Genomic DNA, 16,319 nt, shown 5'->3' with positions numbered 1-16,319 from the left:
TAGGCCTCTGCCACGGCGGTCAGAGAATGCTCGCCGTGATGCGAACGGCTCCAAACGCTCCCGTTCCCCAGTAGCTCTCGTCCGGGGTGGAGTTCATAACGTCAACGGTCAGCGCGCCGGCCCGCAGATGAACAGTTCGGGTAGCGGGCGCGCCGCAGTCGAAGGCGAAGGTATAGCTCAGCAAGTTGTCGGTGAGGCCGCCCTGGTTCAGGACCAGCTTGGCATCCGGCGTTCCAATGCAGGCCATGGTGATGTCGTAGTTGCCGTCAGCCGGCACTTGGCCATTCACGACGAAGGAATTCATTCTTCCGCTGATCATCTCCGTGACGGCCAGGTAGGTATCGGACGGTGGGACGCCCAGCACCTCGTCCAGCTTCGCCCTGTTGCGCTGCTCAAGTTTCAGCAGGGCAGCAGGCTTCGATGCCGGCAGCTGAAGTGGCTGTGAGCTGGCCGCAGAGGGCGTGCCCCTTACGGTCTCATCGAGCCCATCCTGGTACTCACAACCGGCCAGGCCGAGACCAACTATGGCAACAGCCGCCCAAACGGGGCGCTGATACAGCCGTTGCCCTGCTCCTCCGACACGTGCCATGCCTTCGAGCCTATGCCCACACCGGCCACGCCCGAAGTCCCTGTAGGCTCATCGGGCAACAAGCCTGAGGGGGCAGAGCTCATGAAGCACCACCACATCCTTGCCGTCATTCTCGGGGCGGCACTCCTGCTGGCCGGCTGCATGTCACCGCCGAAAATCAGCGCCTTGGAATCCCTGCCAAAGCAGAGGACGGTCTTCCGGCCGGCATCACCATCTGGCCGGAGGAAGAAATTCCGGCCAGCAGCGTGCGGTTCCTCGTCGAGCACAATGAGATCAGGTACTTCGGAGCCAAAAGTGCCGATGACCGGCGGGCCTGCCGCGCTTCCCAAGGACAGCCAGGCGCGCTGGGTCGCCGGTTGCTCGGACCTGCGGGATGACCGGGAAATTGTTCACGTGAGCGGCACGGGAGTCACTGAAACCGTACTGGTGTCTGACAGCTTTGACGTCGACAAGCTCATCGGCGAAGGGTGGGAACCCATCCACAAGAACATCGTGATCAGCACGCCCTGAGCCCTTCCGGACGGGTCTGTAGGAGCGCGCCTATCCCCGCTGACGGTGCCCGTGCACCTGGATGACCTGGGCAACCGCGGTGAGGGCCAGCGGGAACGACACGACGGCGGCCAGGTGGCGTTTCAGGTCGTAAGGGTCATTCAGCGTCGCCCAGCCCACGAGGAGCCCTGGCAGCCCGACACAGATGGTCACCCCAGCCGGCGCGCACGATCCCATAGCCGATCAGGCCCAGCGACGCGAGGACGAGCAGGATCCAGACGATGGTCGCTGTCCATCGGCGAGTTGTGGCAGTCACAGGCTTCCCCTTCTACGACCGCGGGTCCTGTGCTCGAAGTGCTCAGCCGGAAAGGGTGGACAACCCGTCCCAGGTTGGACACCCTCTACTGTCGCTGCGATGCAGCTGCACGGTTGATGCGAAAGTCACCAATTTCCTTTCCTATGCTGTACCCGATGGCGCAGACCGGGATCCACAGGAGAGCCAGTCCCTGCCATGGGCCAGATACCAGGAGCAGCGCAGCAACCCCAGCAAAAATCATTGCGTAAATCACCCAGTGCGGTCCCTTGGACCCCGTCATCACGCCCACTGCTCCACCCGCCAGGAGCCCGGCTGCTGTGATCAGGATGGCCGGTAGCAGAGCGACAGCCGGCACGTTCAGGACGAGCAAGATCAGAAGCACCGCCAACAGGACGGACGGGATGAGCATGTGCAGCCAAAACCGGCGCGGCTCGGCCTGGCGTTCTGCCGCTCTGAGATTGCGGGAGCCCATCACTTGGCGGCCAGTTCTTTGCGGCGGAAGGTCCCGGCAACGGAGAGTTTCTTGCCGTATTCGATGGATCCGTACCGGAAGAGGTGGACGGCGAGGCGGAGGATGAGGGCGCCAACGATGAACAGTCCGGCGATGACGGTGCCGGCCTCGGCCGGGCTGAGGGTGCCGAAGCTGTTACGGAGCAGCGCGGTGACCGGGGCGGTCAGCGGGAAGTACGTGAAGACATGCACGATGAGCGCCTCCGGGTTGGAGATGACCAGGCTGAATACTCATACCTAGCGTTTCCGACTTCTTCATGACAGGGCCGAGACCACCTACTCGGCCAACTGGATAAAACAGTTCGCCAAGTACCGCGAAACATAAACATCTAACGCGGAAAATGGCCAAGTTCCGTGGAACCTCACAAAAACCTCGTGCATTAGCGCGGAAGTAGTAGGACCTAGAAGTCCCAGTCCTCGTCTTCGGTGTTGACGGCCTTGCCGATCACGTACGAGGAACCCGAACCCGAGAAGAAGTCGTGGTTCTCGTCCGCGTTCGGGGACAGCGCGGAGAGGATCGCCGGGTTCACATCGGTGACGGACGCCGGGAACATGGCTTCGTAGCCCAGGTTCATCAGCGCCTTGTTGGCGTTGTAGTGGAGGAACTTCTTGACGTCCTCGGCCAGGCCCACGCCGTCGTAAAGATCGTGCGTGTACTGGACCTCGTTTTCATACAGCTCGAAGAGCAGTTCGAACGTGTAGTCCTTGATCTCCTGCTTGCGCTCCTCGGACAGGCCCTCGAGGCCCTTCTGGAACTTGTAGCCGATGTAGTACCCGTGCACGGCTTCGTCACGGATGATCAGGCGGATCAGGTCAGCGGTGTTCGTGAGCTTAGCCCGTGAAGACCAGTACATGGGCAGGTAAAAGCCCGAGTAGAACAGGAAGCTCTCCAGCAGCGTGGAGGCCACCTTCCGCTTCAGGGGGTCATCGCCCTGGTAGTAGTCCATGACGATCTGGGCCTTCTTCTGAAGGTTCTCATTCTCGGTGGACCAGCGGAACGCCTCGTCAATCTCCTTGGTGGAGGCCAGCGTGGAAAAAATGGAGGAGTAGCTCTTGGCGTGCACTGACTCCATAAACGCGATGTTCGTGTAAACGGCTTCCTCGTGCGGGGTCAGCGCGTCCGGAATCAGGGAGACAGCCCCGACGGTGCCCTGGATGGTGTCCAGCAGGGTGAGGCCGGTAAACACACGCATGGTGAGCTGCTGCTCGGCGGGCGTCAGCGTGTTCCACGACTGAACGTCGTTGGACAGCGGCACCTTCTCCGGCAGCCAGAAGTTGTTGACCAGTCGGTTCCAGACGTCCACGTCCTTGTCGTCCTGGATGCGGTTCCAGTTGATGGCCTCGACGTGGCTGAGCAGCTTGACCTTTTCGGTCATGTCATCCCCTAAAAAGTTGGGTTGTTCCTGAAGTTAAGCGTACGACGGCGGGCGGGCACCCGCCGTCGTACATCTACAATTTAGTTGAAGATTAAAGCATGCAGCTGACGCAGCCCTCGACCTCCGTCCCTTCCAGCGCGAGCTGGCGGAGACGGATGTAGTAGATGGTCTTGATGCCCTTCTTCCAGGCATAAATCTGGGCCTTGTTGATGTCGCGCGTGGTGGCGGTGTCCTTGAAGAACAGCGTCAGGGACAGGCCCTGGTCCACGTGCTGGGTGGCAGCGGCGTAGGTATCGATGACCTTTTCGTAGCCGATCTCGTACGCGTCCTGGTAGTACTCCAGGTTGTCGTTGGTCAGGTACGGCGCCGGGTAGTACACGCGGCCCAGCTTGCCTTCCTTGCGGATCTCGATCTTGGACGCCACCGGGTGGATCGAGGAGGTGGAGTTGTTGATGTAGGAGATCGAGCCGGTGGGCGGAACAGCCTGCAGGTTCTGGTTGTAGATGCCGTGCTCCATGACCGAAGCCTTCAGCGCCAGCCAGTCAGCCTGCGTGGGGATGTGCACGTTCTGGAAGAGCTCGCGGACCTTCTCGGTCTGCGGCACCCACTCCTGCTCCGTGTACTTGTCGAAGAACTCACCGGAAGCGTACTTGGACTTCTCGAAGCCGCCGAAGGTCTGGCCGGTCTCGATGGCCAGCAGGTTGGATGCGCGGACGGCGTGGTACACCACCGAGTAAAAGTAGATGTTGGTGAAGTCCAGGCCCTCTTCGGACCCGTAGTGGACCCGTTCACGGGCAAGGTAGCCGTGGAGGTTCATCTGCCCCAGGCCAATGGCGTGGCTCTGGTCGTTGCCCTTGGCGATCGACGGCACCGAGGTGATGTTGGACATGTCGGACACAGCCGAGAGGGACCGGATAGCGGTCTCGATGGTCAGGCCGAAGTCCGGGCTGTCCATGGTCTTGGCAATGTTCAGCGAACCCAGGTTGCAGGAGATGTCCTTGCCGGTGTCCGCGTAGGACAGGTCATCGTTGTACGTGGTGGGCCGGGAAACCTGGAGGATCTCCGAGCACAGGTTGGACATGATGATCTTGCCGTCGATCGGGTTGGCCCGGTTCACGGTGTCCTCGAACATGATGTACGGGTAGCCGGACTCGAACTGGATCTCGGCGAGGGTCTGGAAGAACTCGCGGGCCTTGATCTTGGTCTTCTTGATCCGGGAATCGTCCACCATCTCGTAGTACTTCTCGGTGACCGAGACGTCGGAGAACGGCATGCCGTAGACGCGTTCGACGTCGTACGGCGAGAACAGGTACATGTCCTCGTCCTTCTTGGCCAGCTCGAACGTGATGTCCGGGATGACGACGCCCAGCGAGAGGGTCTTGATGCGGATCTTCTCGTCCGCGTTCTCGCGCTTGGTGTCCAGGAAGCGGTAGATGTCCGGGTGGTGCGCGTGCAGGTATACGGCACCGGCACCCTGGCGGGCACCGAGCTGGTTGGCGTAGGAGAAGCTGTCTTCGAGGAGCTTCATCACGGGGATGACGCCGGAGGACTGGTTTTCGATCTGCTTAATCGGGGCACCAACCTCGCGGATGTTGGTCAGCGCGAACGCCACGCCGCCGCCGCGCTTGGACAGCTGCAGTGCGGAGTTGATGGAGCGGCCGATGGACTCCATGTTGTCTTCGATGCGCAGCAGGAAGCAGGAGACCAGCTCGCCGCGCTGCTTCTTGCCGGCATTCAGGAACGTGGGGGTGGCCGGCTGGAAGCGACCCTCGATGATCTCGTCCACCATCTGCAGCGCGAGCTGTTCGTTGCCGCGGGCCAGGTGCAGGGCCACCATGCAGACACGGTCCTCGTAGCGCTCCAGGAAACGCTTGCCGTCGAACGTCTTCAGTGTGTAGGACGTGTAGAACTTGAACGCGCCCAGGAAGGTCTCGAAGCGGAACTTCTTCTTGTAGGCCCGGTTGAACAGATCACGGATGAAGTTCATCGTGTACTGGTCCAGGGTCTCGCGCTCGTAGTAGTCGTTCTTGACCAGGTATTCGAGCTTCTCTTCCAGGTCATGGAAGAACACGGTGTTGTTGTTCACGTGCTGCAGGAAGTACTGGTGGGCGGCCTCGCGGTCCGCCTCGAACTGGATTTCGCCGCTGGGCCCATACAGGTTCAGCATCGCGTTCAGCTCGTGATACCCAAGGCCCTTGTAGGCGGCCGGCATCTCGGGCTTCTGGGCCCTGGTTACTTCTGTGTCTGCGACAGTCGTGTCCAAAACGTGTCCAATCCATTGTTTACACGGGCCACGTCTTCTGGCGTGCCCATTAATTCGAAGCGGTAGAGGTGCGGAACTCCGCACTTGGCGGCGATGATGTCCCCCGCCATGCAGTAGTTGTCCCCGAAGTTAGTGTTGCCGGCCCCGATCACACCGCGGAGCAGTTGCCTGTTCTCCGGGTTGTTCAGGAACCGGATGACCTGCTTCGGAACGGACCCCTCTCCCCCGGTGCCGCCATAGGTAGGCACCACCAGCACAAACGGCCGGGTGGCAAGGAGGGGTGCATCCTTGGGGAGCAGCGGAATCCGGGCCACCTCACGGCCAAGCTTCGAGACGAAGCGGCTGGTGTTCTCGGAGGCCGAGGAAAAGTAGATGAGCTGGCTGCCGGTGATAACCGCTGGAACCGTCTCCGCATCCTCCACGCGCTGAGCCGCGTGGATTTGCTGCGCTTTGTACGATTGTTCTGCTGCTGGTGCTGCCATGGGAGTCACCTCAGCTGGTTGACGGTTGCCGGCAGGAAAGTGTGACCCCTTAGGCCACGGAGGAAACAGCGGAGAGTGCCAGTTCCTCGATCTTGTCCGGACGGAAGCCTGACCAGTGATCCTGGTCCGTGACCACAACGGGAGCCTGCAGGTAACCCAGTGCCTTCAGGCGCTCGAGGGCTTCGGCGTCCTGGGAGATGTCAACGCTCTGGTAGGCGATGCCCTTTTTGTCGAGCGCCCGGTAGGTGGCGTTGCACTGAACACAAGCAGGCTTCGTGTAAACCGTTACGGTCATGGTTCCTGTCCCCTTTTCTGGAAAACTTGCTCGTCCGGTGTTCCCGCCCAAGCTGTATCTAGATACTACATCTAGTGCAGACGCCTCTTTGGAACCCCAAGATGATGTATTACAAGTATGTCATTTAATGCACCTTTAATCCACAGGGAGGGGCACTCAAAATGTCCGGGATCCCGCTGATTTTGTGGACTGAATCCACATCCTGTGGAGTACTTAGCCACAATTAAGCCCCAGCGTGTCGTGGAAAAGACGGCGTGTCGAACCTGGTGTGCGAAGTACGGACGGCACCAAAAAGGGGCTCCGAAGTGACCTTCGAAACCCCTTCGGGTGACCAAACGCACGACGCCGGCAGCCGGCAGGTGCCGGACCCCGCCGCTGGCTGCGGCTGCTAGAGCTGGGCCTCCCGGCGGTCCAGCACAATCTGCTGGACGTCCAGGTAGCCCGACTGGAACCCGGCCCGTGAGTAGCAAAGGTAGAACAGCCACATCCGCTGGAACACTGCGTCAAATCCCAGCTCCGCCACCTCGGCGGAACGTTCCAGGAAGCGTTCCTCCCACAGCCGCAGGGTGGCCGCGTAGTGGTCCCCCATGCCCATCCGCTCGCGCACGCGCAACGTGGTGAGCTGCTGGGTGACGCCCTCGATCGCCCGGACGGACGGCAGGAACCCGCCGGGAAAGATGTACTTGTGGACCCAGGTGTAGGCGTTGCGGGTGGCGAGCATCCGGCCGTGCGGCATGGTGATTGCCTGGATGGCAACCTTCCCGCCCGGTGCCAGCACCCGGTCGATGGTCTGGAAATAGATGGGCCAGTATTCGTACCCCACCGCCTCGATCATTTCCACTGACACCACTGCGTCGTACTCACCTTCCACGGCGCGGTAGTCCTGGAGCGCCACGGTGACCCGGTCCGCATATCCTGCCGCCGCGATCCGCTCCTGCGCAAGTTCCTGCTGCTCGCTGGAGAGGGTGACGCTGTAAACGGTGGCGCCGCGCGCGGCCGCCCTGAGTGCCAGCTCGCCCCAGCCGGTGCCGACTTCCAGCAGGCGGGTACCCGCCCCCACACCGGCTTTGTCCAGCAGCCTGTCGATCTTGGCCTGCTGCGCTTCCGCCAGGGCACCCCACCCCACAGAAGCCAGGGGTCCGGCTTCAGCCGGAAAGAGTGCCGAGGAGTAGCTCATGGTGGCGTCAAGGAAATTCGAGAACAGGCCGTTGGAGAGGTCGTAGTGCCGGGAGATGTTGCTGCGGGTGTTCTGCTCGGCGTTGCGCTCCTGCCGGGGCGTGCGCGGCAGGTACAGGCTCCGGAGCTTCTGCAGCGGCGCAGGAATCAGCGTATCCACCGAGGCCGCAAAGACCTCCAGCACGCCGGCCAGATCATTGGCCTGCCAGTCCCCCGCCATAAAGGATTCGCCCAGCCCGATCAGCCCGTTGTCGCCGATCCGGGTTGCGAACGCCTCCGGCCGGACCATCACCATCACTGGCGCGTCCGGCCCACCCGTCCCCAGGACAGTGCCGTCCGGGTATTCCACCCGCAGGGGCAGCCGCTTCACGGCCCCTTTGAAGAGGAGCCCGGCAGCCTTCCCCGCAACAGCGGCCCTGGCTCCCGACGGCGGTTGGGCCACCCCGGGCCACAGGTCCGGATCGATGATGGCGGGCGACGCCGGCACTCCCGTTGGGCTCCAGGCTGCGGCCGGGAGCGTGGCGCCTTGGCCCGGCGCCACGGTAGCGGCTTTGCCTTCGGCCGTATCCGTCATTTTCCCCCTGCGAGGAGTTGCAGTTGTCTCGTTGTGGTCCGTCATGGTCATTGAACTGCCTCCTGTGAGGTCTGATGTGGCCGGGCGACGACGGGCAGCCGCCGTGCCCAGAGTGTAAGGCCCTGTACGCGGATGAGGGCGGAAACCAACAGCGGCGCGGCCGGGACCGCGAGCGCAGCGGCCAGGATGTTCCACGCGGTGGCGGGCCGGCGCTTGCCGTCCATGGTGGCCACGAACGTCCCGTGGCCCTCGCGTTCCAGCACAATGGACACCGCAAGCCGGTCCCCCGGTGCGGGCAGCTTCATTCGGTACTGCCCGTCAACATCGTTGAAGGGCGAGACGTAGAACGCCTTGGGAACCGAAGCCCGGCCCCAGGAATCCGTCCGCAATAGATAGCAATGGCGTTCGCCGTAGGTGTTGTGAACTTCGGCGATCACGCACCCGGGCTCGCCGTCCGCGCGGTAGCACCAGAAGAGGGTCAGCGGGTTGAAGACGTAACCGAAAACCCGGGCACTGGTCAGCATGTGGATGGGCCCGCCGTCGGGCTCTATCCCCTGGGTGCACAGGTACTGTTCCACGTTGCTGCGGATGCTCGCGTCCGGGTCGCCCAGGTGGTCGGCGGAGCGGAACACGGCCAGCGGACGGAGCAGCACCGGCAGGCGCGGCATGTGGTCAACGTCCACGAACCAGCTGTAGCTCCGATACGTAAAGGCGTTCTTCAGCGGGGTGCGCCGCACATGGGAGATGGACGTGCGGTAGATCGCTGCACTCATACGGGTTCCGCTGCGGAAAGAAGCTCCCGCTCCCCGCCGTCCGGGGACTCCAACGGATCAGCAGCCATGGCCACCGGCCAGATGCGTCCCAACGATTCCGCAGCCCGCACGCCGGACACGGCGCCATCCTCATGGAAACCCCAGCCCAAGTACGCGCCGGCATAGGCAATACGGTTGTCGTTGAGAGCCGCGATGGCCTGCTGCGCCTGCACCGACTCCGGTGTGTACTGCGGGTGCTCGTAGACCATCCGCTCCAGCACGGCGTCATCGGCAATGAGTTCAGATTCTCCCAGGCTCACCAGGTACGGCCTGCCGTCCAGCGGCTCCAGCCGCTGGAGGCGCGTCAGGTCGTAGCTGACCAGTACCCTGTCCGGCCGGGCTTCACAGGACGGAAGCCGGTAGTTCCAGGACGCCTTGGCGTTGTCTGCCGACGGCAGCACTGCAGGGTCCCGGTGGAACACCGTGTGGTTCACCGAATATGGCATTCCACCCAGCGCTTCTTTTTCATCCGGCGTGGCGTCGGCAAGGATCCCCAGGGCCTGGGACGGGTGGGTGGCAATGACAACTGCCTCAAAATCCTCCACGCCCGCTTCCGTCACCACTTCGACGCCCAGCGCGTGCCGCCGGATGGCAGTGACCGGGGCATTGAGCCGGACATCGGCGAGGCTGGCGGCGAGCTTCTCCACGTACCGGGCTGAACCTCCGCTGACTGTCCGCCACTGCGGGGATCCCTTAACGCCCAGCATTCCGTGGTGGTCAAGGAAGGTGAACAGGTAACGGGCCGGGTAGGCCAACGCCGTGGTGGGGTCGCAGGACCAGACGGCGCTGACCACGGGTGTCATGAAGTGGGAGACGAAGTAGGGGCTGAAGTTCTCACGCTTGAGGAACTGACCGAGCGTGAGCTCGGGAACGCCAACGTCCGGGCCGACCGCTGCCGCGGGTGCGCTCTTCAGCAACTCCCTGGCCTTCCGGTAGAAACGCGTGACCTCCAGGAGCATCAGCAGGTAGCGGCCCCGCAGCAGGCTGGAGGGCCGGGCGAAAATCCCGCGGCCGCCGTCGCGCGCTCCGGCATACTCGAGCCCGCACCCGTCGCAGCGGATCGACATGCTCATTTCGGATTCCTGGGTCTCCACGCCCAGCTCGGCAAACAGCCTCAGCAAGGTGGGGTACGTCCGTTCGTTGTGGACGATGAAGCCGGTGTCCACACCAAGGACGGAGCCGTCCTGCTGCGGCATGTCATGCGTGTGGGCGTGCCCGCCCAGCCGCGAATCCGCCTCGAATAGGGTGACGTCGTCCTGCCGGTTAAGGACGTAGGCGGCCGTCAGGCCCGCGACGCCGCTGCCGATGACGGCCACCCGTCGTCGTTCGCCTCCGCTGGTTGCTGGGTCAGGTGACAATTTATGCTCCTCTGCTGAACATTGCCATGGGTGGGTATACAGAGGGCAATTCGGCGCGGGGGCGGCCGCAGATGGGGCAGTGCCGCAGCTTCTTCGGCAGGAACAGGCAGAGTACTGTGGGCTGGTGGTAAATCCGGTACACCTGAAGACCCTCCTGGAGGTCACGCGGCTGGGCTCGTTCGCAGCCGCCGCCTCAACCCTGGGCTACACCGCCTCGGCCGTCTCCCAACAGATGTCTGCCCTGGAACGTGACACCGGCGTGGTCCTCTTCCAGCGCTCCGCGCGCAGCGTGGTGCCCACTGAAGCCGCCGTCGTGATGACCCGGCACGCAGCCAAGGTGCTCACGGACATCGAGGCGCTGATGGCCGCCGCCTCCAAAACGCAGGACTCGGCACACCAGGAACTGCGGCTGGGCATCTTCCCCAGCCTGGCGACCTTCGTCCTGCCGCGGATCCTGAAGAATCCGACGTGGAAGAACCTTGGCATCGACCTGAAGGTATCCGTCGCTGAGCCCGGCCAGACCATCCAGGGGCTGCGGACCGGCGGCGAACTGGACCTGGCAGTGGTTTTCCAGGTGGGCCAGACCGGCTTCGCCTGGCCCAACACGATCAACAGGCAATGGATTGGCGACGACGACTTCCGCGTGGTGCTGCCCGCCGGCTGGGGCTTCCGCAGCGATGCGAAGGTGGCGGCCGACCACCTGTCCGAAATGCCCTGGATCATGCACCACCCCGGCACGAGCGACGCCATGGTCATCGAGCGGCTTTTTGCCGGCTGCAACCTGCACCCGCGGGTAGTGGCCTACAGCGACGATTTCCACGCCAGCCTGGAAATGGCTGCCGCCGGACTGGGCGCAGCACTGGTTCCCGAGCTCGCGCTGCGGAACAAGCCCTCCGGTGTGGTGGTCCTGGACGTACCCGAAATCCGGCTGGCCCGCAACGTTTTCGCCCTGCTGATCAATGACAGGAAAACGGCCCGGGTGCAGCTTTTTGTCGACTTGCTGGCCGAAACCTTTGCGGGGATGCGCAAGGCGGTGAATTAGGCCTGAACGCTGGAATGCACCGCTGTTCGGGTCTATGTTGAAACTATGAACAAGGTAGCGAGCCAGCACTTTGGAGAGATTGAGCTCAACCACGGCAGGGAGCACTTCGTCGCCGCGAAGCACGAACTGCGCGGTCACCCGCTGGAACTCGACCTGAACATCACGGCCCACGACCACTTCGACGAAGCCGCCCTGCGCAAGGTTGACTACCGGCTCCGCTTCCTGCCCGAACTGGTGGATGAGGTGCGGGACATGATCGCCGAGGAACTGGAGCAGGAAGGGACCAGCCCACAGGAGTACCTGCACTTCCACTGCAACGCGCTCAAGGATGAGCACCTGCACAAGGTTTTTGGTGTGGAGGACCGCAGCCAGCTCACCAACGAAGTGTTCCTTAAAGCACTCAAGCTCGGCCACGTGGGCATTTTCCCCGGCCAGCCCGAACGCTACTTCGTGATGGACTTTACCTTGGGCGAGCACTTTACCGATGAGGTGCTGGTGGCCTCGGCGGACGAAGACGGCGTGGTGGACGACGAGATCCTCTGGGAGTCCTGAAGCGCGGGATGGTGGGTAATGGCCGGGGCACGGATTGGGACTTGGCGGCTCGCTGCGTCCCTTCTCGTCGCTGGCGTGGTGCTCGCAATCCTGGCTGGCGTGCTGCATGCAGAATCCCATGACGCAAATGACCATGTGGCCTCGTTTACCGCCTACGCCAACAGCGGCATCTGGACGGCGGTCCATTTGGGGCAATTTGTTGGCATGGCACTGGTGTGCGTTGGACTGGTAGCGCTTTGGTCAGCCCTTGACCTCCGGCCAGATACTCTTCGTCGGGACGGTCTGGCGTGGGCGGCCGGTTTCGGAGCCCTTTCGGCTGCCGTGGCTTTGGCGCTTTACGGAGCGTTGCAGGCGGTTGACGGCGTCGCCCTTAAACAGGCGGTCAATGCCTGGGCTGCCGCCGCGGAGCCGGACAAGGCGGCGCGTTTCGCCACTGCCGAGGGGATCCGTTGGCTTGAATGGGGAATACGGAGTTATCAGAACTTCCTGCTCGGCGCAGCCCTGATTCTTCTGGGCATCGTTGTGGCCGCCCTCCGACCTGTACCCCGGATCATTGGCTGGCTGATGGCGCTGTCCGGACTGGCGTACCTCGTCCAGGGCTGGATCATCGGGGAACAGGGGTTCGCCGCGGCCAATGCGCTGCCTACCCTGGTCGGGATCATCGCGACCATCATCTGGACCATCTGGCTGGCCGTCAGTGCCTGGCGAATGAAGGTGTCAGTTAAAGCAGGGTGAGCCCCGTTTGAAACAAAGGTTTCGAACGGGGCTCACGCTGCGTTTTCGGATACGGCAGGTTCAACACCGAAGATTGAGCCTGCCCAAACCCGTGCTTTGTTTACTTGGCCGCTTCGAGCAGTCCGGCGCGGACCGATGTGGTGGCCTCGACCAGGTTCCGCAGGGATTCCTCGGTCTCGGTGTAGCCGCGGGTCTTCAGGCCGCAGTCCGGGTTGACCCAGAGCTGGCGGGACGGAACGTGCTTCACCGCGGTGCTGAGCAGTTCGGTGACTTCTTCGGTGCCGGGGACGCGCGGCGAGTGGATGTCGTAGACACCCGGGCCAACGCCGCGGCCGAAGCCGTGCGACTCGAGGTCGTGCACAACCTCCATGCGGGAGCGGGCTGCCTCGATGGAGGTCACGTCAGCGTCCAGGCCGTCGATCGCGTCGATGATCACACCGAACTCGGAGTAGCAGAGGTGGGTGTGGATCTGGGTTGAGTCGGCAGCCCCGGCGGTTGCCAGGCGGAAGGAATCCACGGACCACTTCAGGTAGTCGGCGTGGTCCGCCTTGCGCAGCGGGAGGAGTTCGCGCAGGGCGGGCTCGTCCACCTGGATGACCTTGATGCCGGCGGCTTCGAGGTCTGCGATCTCGTCACGCAGGGCCAGGCCTACCTGGTTTGCGGTCTCGCCCAGCGGCTGGTCGTCGCGGACGAAGGACCAGGCCAGGATGGTGACCGGACCGGTGAGCATGCCCTTCATCGGCTTGCTGGTGAGCGACTGTGCGTACTCTGCCCACTTCACCGTGATGGGCGCGCTGCGGGTCACGTCACCCCACAGGATGGACGGACGGGTGCAGCGCGAACCGTAGGACTGGACCCAGCCGTGGACGGTGACGTCGAAGCCTTCGAGGTTCTCCGCGAAGTACTGCACCATGTCGTTGCGCTCGGGCTCGCCGTGCACCAGGACGTCGTAGCCCAGCTCTTCCTGCAGGTCCACAACACGCTTGATCTCATCCTTCATGAGCTTTTCGTACTGCTCATCGGTGAGGTCGCCCTTGTTGTTGCGGGCGCGGGCCGAGCGGATCTCGGAGGTCTGCGGGAACGAGCCGATGGTGGTGGTGGGCAGCGGCGGCAGGTCCAACGCCTCTTCCTGGGCGGCTTCGCGGACCGAGTACACGGAGCGGGTGAAGTCCGCCGGCGTCAGGGCTTCGGTGCGGGCACGGACGTCGGCACGGCGGACGCCTTCGGCGGTGGCACGGGAGGCAATCACGGCGGTTGCTTCGTCGATGGCTGCCTTGGCGGAGGCGGGATCAGCCAGGTAGGAAGCGAGGGTCTTGACTTCCACGGCCTTCTGGTCCGAGAAGGCGAGCCAGATGCGGAGCTGCTCGGAGAGCTGGCTCTCCTCGGCGACGTCGTGCGGGACGTGCTGGGTGGAGGTGGAGGTGGAGACGGCGAGTTTGCCGGCAGCTGCCTTGAGCTCGTCCAGTTTGGCTGCGGATGCGGCGAGGTCGTTGCGCCAGATGTTGTGGCCATCAACGACGCCGGCAACCAGCGTCTTGTTCCCCAGGCCTGCAAGTGCCGCAGCAGAGGGAACGGCGCCCTTGAAGACGTCGATGTGCAGGGCATCGATGTTGGTGGCAGCGAGGGTGCCGAGCTGGCCGTCGAGCGAGCCGTAGGGGGTGGAAACAAGGATCTGCGGGCGGTTGGCCGCGGCGGCAAGTACCTCATAGGCGCGGGCCACGGCTGCTTCGATTTCGCCGGCCGGGGTGTCCTGGTCCACCACCAGGGCGGGTTCGTCGAGCTGGATCCAGCCGGCGCCGGCGGCTGCAAGCTTCTCGAGCAGCTGCACGTAGACGGGCAGGATGTCCTCGAGGCGGGACAGCGGGGCAAAGGCGGCCGGTGCGTCATCCGATGCCTTGGAGAGCAGCAGGTAGGTGACCGGACCAACGATGTACGGGCGCGTCTCGATCCCGTTGGCCAGGGCGAAAGTGAACTCGTCAACCTTGGCGGTGGAGGCGAGGGTGAATTCGGTCTCCGGGCCGATCTCCGGCACAAGGTAGTGGTAGTTGGTGTCGAACCACTTGGTCATTTCCAGCGGCTGCTGCTCCTTGTTGCCCCGGGCAAGCGTGAAGTACCCGTCAATGTCCAGCTGTCCCTCCGCGTTCAGGAGCGTGCCGAATCGGGCCGGAACGGCACCCAGGTGCGCGGTGGTGTCCAGGACCTGGTCGTAGTAGGAGAAGGTGCCGGGCACGGCGGCCGCTTCGGTCAGGCCAAGCTCCTGCAGGCGCTGGGCGATGGTCAGCTGGATGTCCTTCGCGGCGGCGTCCAGGGCGGCGGCGTCGATCTTGCCGGCCCAGTAGGCCTCGACGGCTTTCTTGAGCTCGCGGCGGCGGCCGATGCGGGGGTAGCCGAGCAGTGAGGCGGACGGGAAAGGCGTGGTGTTTTTAGGCATGGAAAATCCTCAGGTAGGAGCTGGGTCTGAAAGTTTGGGCTCCGAGCGGGAGCCTCTCGGGCTGTGGCGCAGAAGGCGCTTAGCTGGCGAGCTGGCGCCGGGCGGCGGGGTCCCGCCGGATGCCGGAACGGGAATGCCGGGGAAGTGCCAGCTTGTCCAGCACCTCCAGTGCGCTCTGGTGCTCATTGAAGGTGTAGATGTGGATGCCCGGTGCGCCCGCATCCAGTGCCGCGTTGGCCAGGTCCACGGTGGCATCGACGCCGATGTGGAGGCGTTCGATCTCATTGTCCGCGGCGCCGAGGCGTTCCATCAGTTCGGGTGCCGGCTCCACGCCCGCCAGCTCGCCCAGCCGCTTGAGCCGGCGGAGGCTGGTGAGGGGCATAACACCGGGAATGATGGGGATGGTGACACCGGCACGGCGTGCCCTGGTGAGGAGGTCCACGTACTCCGCGGCGCGGAAGAACACCTGGGTGATAGCGAAGTCCGCGCCGGAGCGCTGCTTGGCGAGCAGCACTTCGACGTCGTGCTCTTCACTGGGTGATTCCGGATGCCGGGTGGGATATGCCGCCACACCTACCGCGATCTTTCCCGCACAGAGCAATGCCGAACGGCGCTGCTCCACCCGGCGGATGAGCTCGATCAGGTCCTGGGCGTAGCGCAGGGACCCGGACGCAGGTTCGCCGCCGTCCTTGGGGAGGTCGCCGCGCAGTGCGAGGATGCCCCGCACGCCGGTGTCCAGGAGTTCGCCGATGATTCCCGCCAGTTCCTGCGGCGTGTTGCCCACGCAGGTCAGGTGGGCCAGCGGCCGGAGGGTGGTTTCGAGCAGGAGCCGGTTGATGAGTTCGACGGCGGTGTCCCGGTTGGAGCCGCTGGCACCGTAGGTAACGGAGACGTAGTCAGGTTCGGTGGTCTCCAGTTCCCGGATGGTGGTCCAGAGGGTCTCCGCGGCTGCCGGCGAACGGGGCGGGAACAGCTCGTAGGAAAGCGCCACCGGGGCGGCGTCGGAGAGGTTTGGGTGTGTGTCAATAAGGCTTGGTGGCGACATTTGCATCCTTGGCTTTGGGCCATTGGGGGCTCCCCTGCCAGAAAATTGGCGGGAGGCCGGCAATGAATTGAGTTTGGGGAACACGGAAGAACTCCACAAGGACGCAGCCGCGACTGTTACGCCTGGAATGAAGTTGTCCGTGAGCAAATGTCAGGCCCACATGGGGGCACCCACACCCTCCGCAACGGAGGATCGCTGACACGTTACCGCGGTAACTTGTATAGAACTCTAGGAGCGCCCGCGGGAGCATTCAAGTCGGGCTCCGAATTAAGAC

General features: G+C 63.6%; 16 protein-coding genes. 4 read left to right on the top strand and 12 right to left on the bottom strand.

Annotated elements, in window-relative coordinates; translation table 11 throughout:
* Nucleotides 1-19 precede the first annotated feature (19 nt).
* On the bottom strand, nucleotides 20-589 hold the full coding sequence (locus AC5RVY_RS17215; protein ID WP_493955908.1) for a hypothetical protein: 570 nt from the start codon (nucleotides 587-589) through the stop codon (nucleotides 20-22).
* Between the two features lie 300 nt (nucleotides 590-889).
* Here AC5RVY_RS17215 and AC5RVY_RS17210 point away from each other — a divergent pair, with 300 nt between their 5' ends.
* Nucleotides 890-1,099 (top strand): hypothetical protein, encoded by a 210-nt coding sequence (locus AC5RVY_RS17210; RefSeq protein ID WP_493955907.1) that lies wholly within the window; start codon nucleotides 890-892, stop codon nucleotides 1,097-1,099.
* A 136-nt stretch (nucleotides 1,100-1,235) separates the two neighbouring features.
* On the opposite strand, the gene AC5RVY_RS17205 is transcribed toward AC5RVY_RS17210, so the two are convergent.
* From AC5RVY_RS17205 to AC5RVY_RS17165, 9 genes are all read right to left on the bottom strand, one after another.
* Nucleotides 1,236-1,394, bottom strand: coding sequence for a hypothetical protein (locus AC5RVY_RS17205; protein ID WP_493955906.1), 159 nt, complete (start codon nucleotides 1,392-1,394; stop codon nucleotides 1,236-1,238).
* 471 nt (nucleotides 1,395-1,865) lie between these two features.
* Nucleotides 1,866-2,096: a hypothetical protein gene (locus AC5RVY_RS17200; RefSeq protein ID WP_493955905.1), complete on the bottom strand. Its 231-nt coding sequence runs from the start codon at nucleotides 2,094-2,096 to the stop codon at nucleotides 1,866-1,868.
* Nucleotides 2,097-2,305: 209 nt separating this feature from the next.
* Entirely contained in the window at nucleotides 2,306-3,280 is a 975-nt protein-coding gene (nrdF, locus tag AC5RVY_RS17195; protein WP_066437486.1) for a class 1b ribonucleoside-diphosphate reductase subunit beta, read from the bottom strand.
* A 91-nt stretch (nucleotides 3,281-3,371) separates the two neighbouring features.
* Nucleotides 3,372-5,492, bottom strand: a complete 2,121-nt coding sequence (nrdE, locus tag AC5RVY_RS17190) for a class 1b ribonucleoside-diphosphate reductase subunit alpha (protein ID WP_493956039.1) — start codon at nucleotides 5,490-5,492, stop codon at nucleotides 3,372-3,374.
* A 20-nt stretch (nucleotides 5,493-5,512) separates the two neighbouring features.
* Complete coding sequence (gene nrdI / locus AC5RVY_RS17185; protein WP_493955904.1) at nucleotides 5,513-6,025, bottom strand: class Ib ribonucleoside-diphosphate reductase assembly flavoprotein NrdI; 513 nt, start codon at nucleotides 6,023-6,025, stop codon at nucleotides 5,513-5,515.
* A gap of 49 nt (nucleotides 6,026-6,074) precedes the next feature.
* Nucleotides 6,075-6,320: a glutaredoxin-like protein NrdH gene (nrdH, locus tag AC5RVY_RS17180; RefSeq protein WP_493955903.1), complete on the bottom strand. Its 246-nt coding sequence runs from the start codon at nucleotides 6,318-6,320 to the stop codon at nucleotides 6,075-6,077.
* Between the two features lie 388 nt (nucleotides 6,321-6,708).
* Entirely contained in the window at nucleotides 6,709-8,121 is a 1,413-nt protein-coding gene (locus tag AC5RVY_RS17175; protein WP_493955902.1) for a class I SAM-dependent methyltransferase, read from the bottom strand.
* On the bottom strand, nucleotides 8,118-8,843 hold the full coding sequence (locus AC5RVY_RS17170) for a DUF1365 domain-containing protein (protein ID WP_493955901.1): 726 nt from the start codon (nucleotides 8,841-8,843) through the stop codon (nucleotides 8,118-8,120). The genes AC5RVY_RS17175 and AC5RVY_RS17170 overlap by 4 nt, the downstream gene beginning before the upstream one ends.
* On the bottom strand, nucleotides 8,840-10,240 hold the full coding sequence (locus AC5RVY_RS17165; protein ID WP_493955900.1) for an NAD(P)/FAD-dependent oxidoreductase: 1,401 nt from the start codon (nucleotides 10,238-10,240) through the stop codon (nucleotides 8,840-8,842). Before AC5RVY_RS17165 ends, AC5RVY_RS17170 begins: the two co-directional genes overlap by 4 nt.
* Before the next feature lie 124 nt (nucleotides 10,241-10,364).
* Between AC5RVY_RS17165 and AC5RVY_RS17160 the strand changes: the two genes are divergently transcribed.
* The 3 genes from AC5RVY_RS17160 to AC5RVY_RS17150 are packed head-to-tail and all read left to right on the top strand — an operon-like array spanning nucleotide 10,365 to nucleotide 12,569.
* The gene (locus tag AC5RVY_RS17160) at nucleotides 10,365-11,282 is read left to right on the top strand and encodes a LysR family transcriptional regulator (protein ID WP_493956038.1); all 918 of its coding nucleotides are present in this window, start codon (nucleotides 10,365-10,367) and stop codon (nucleotides 11,280-11,282) included.
* A 45-nt stretch (nucleotides 11,283-11,327) separates the two neighbouring features.
* Complete coding sequence (locus tag AC5RVY_RS17155) at nucleotides 11,328-11,834, top strand: DUF2004 domain-containing protein (RefSeq protein ID WP_493955899.1); 507 nt, start codon at nucleotides 11,328-11,330, stop codon at nucleotides 11,832-11,834.
* An 18-nt stretch (nucleotides 11,835-11,852) separates the two neighbouring features.
* A complete protein-coding gene (locus AC5RVY_RS17150; protein WP_493955898.1) occupies nucleotides 11,853-12,569 on the top strand; it encodes a DUF4386 family protein in 717 nt (238 codons plus the stop codon).
* Between the two features lie 100 nt (nucleotides 12,570-12,669).
* Here AC5RVY_RS17150 and metE read toward each other — a convergent pair whose 3' ends face one another.
* Together metE and AC5RVY_RS17140 are read right to left on the bottom strand one after the other, a co-directional pair.
* Complete coding sequence (gene metE / locus AC5RVY_RS17145) at nucleotides 12,670-15,000, bottom strand: 5-methyltetrahydropteroyltriglutamate--homocysteine S-methyltransferase (protein WP_493955897.1); 2,331 nt, start codon at nucleotides 14,998-15,000, stop codon at nucleotides 12,670-12,672.
* Between the two features lie 79 nt (nucleotides 15,001-15,079).
* Nucleotides 15,080-16,045, bottom strand: a complete 966-nt coding sequence (locus AC5RVY_RS17140) for a methylenetetrahydrofolate reductase (protein WP_493955896.1) — start codon at nucleotides 16,043-16,045, stop codon at nucleotides 15,080-15,082.
* Nucleotides 16,046-16,319: the final 274 nt, after the last annotated feature.

The organism is Arthrobacter sp. Ha26, assembly GCF_059091705.1.
The sequence above is the reverse complement of the archived record's forward strand: the minus strand, read 5'-3'. Positions and strand labels throughout refer to the sequence as shown.

Bases quoted from the DNA above. Each gene is read 5' to 3' on its own strand.
- AC5RVY_RS17150 (WP_493955898.1), top strand. From the start codon at position 11,853: ATGGCCGGGGCACGGATTGGGACTTGGCGGCTCGCTGCGTCCCTTCTC.
- AC5RVY_RS17210 (WP_493955907.1), top strand. From the start codon at position 890: ATGACCGGCGGGCCTGCCGCGCTTCCCAAGGACAGCCAGGCGCGCTGG.
- AC5RVY_RS17170 (WP_493955901.1), bottom strand. From the start codon at position 8,843: ATGAGTGCAGCGATCTACCGCACGTCCATCTCCCATGTGCGGCGCACC.
- AC5RVY_RS17140 (WP_493955896.1), bottom strand. From the start codon at position 16,045: ATGTCGCCACCAAGCCTTATTGACACACACCCAAACCTCTCCGACGCC.
- AC5RVY_RS17155 (WP_493955899.1), top strand. From the start codon at position 11,328: ATGAACAAGGTAGCGAGCCAGCACTTTGGAGAGATTGAGCTCAACCAC.
- nrdE (WP_493956039.1), bottom strand. From the start codon at position 5,492: ATGCCGGCCGCCTACAAGGGCCTTGGGTATCACGAGCTGAACGCGATG.
- nrdI (WP_493955904.1), bottom strand. From the start codon at position 6,025: ATGGCAGCACCAGCAGCAGAACAATCGTACAAAGCGCAGCAAATCCAC.
- AC5RVY_RS17215 (WP_493955908.1), bottom strand. From the start codon at position 589: ATGGCACGTGTCGGAGGAGCAGGGCAACGGCTGTATCAGCGCCCCGTT.
- AC5RVY_RS17175 (WP_493955902.1), bottom strand. From the start codon at position 8,121: ATGACCATGACGGACCACAACGAGACAACTGCAACTCCTCGCAGGGGG.
- nrdH (WP_493955903.1), bottom strand. From the start codon at position 6,320: ATGACCGTAACGGTTTACACGAAGCCTGCTTGTGTTCAGTGCAACGCC.
- metE (WP_493955897.1), bottom strand. From the start codon at position 15,000: ATGCCTAAAAACACCACGCCTTTCCCGTCCGCCTCACTGCTCGGCTAC.
- nrdF (WP_066437486.1), bottom strand. From the start codon at position 3,280: ATGACCGAAAAGGTCAAGCTGCTCAGCCACGTCGAGGCCATCAACTGG.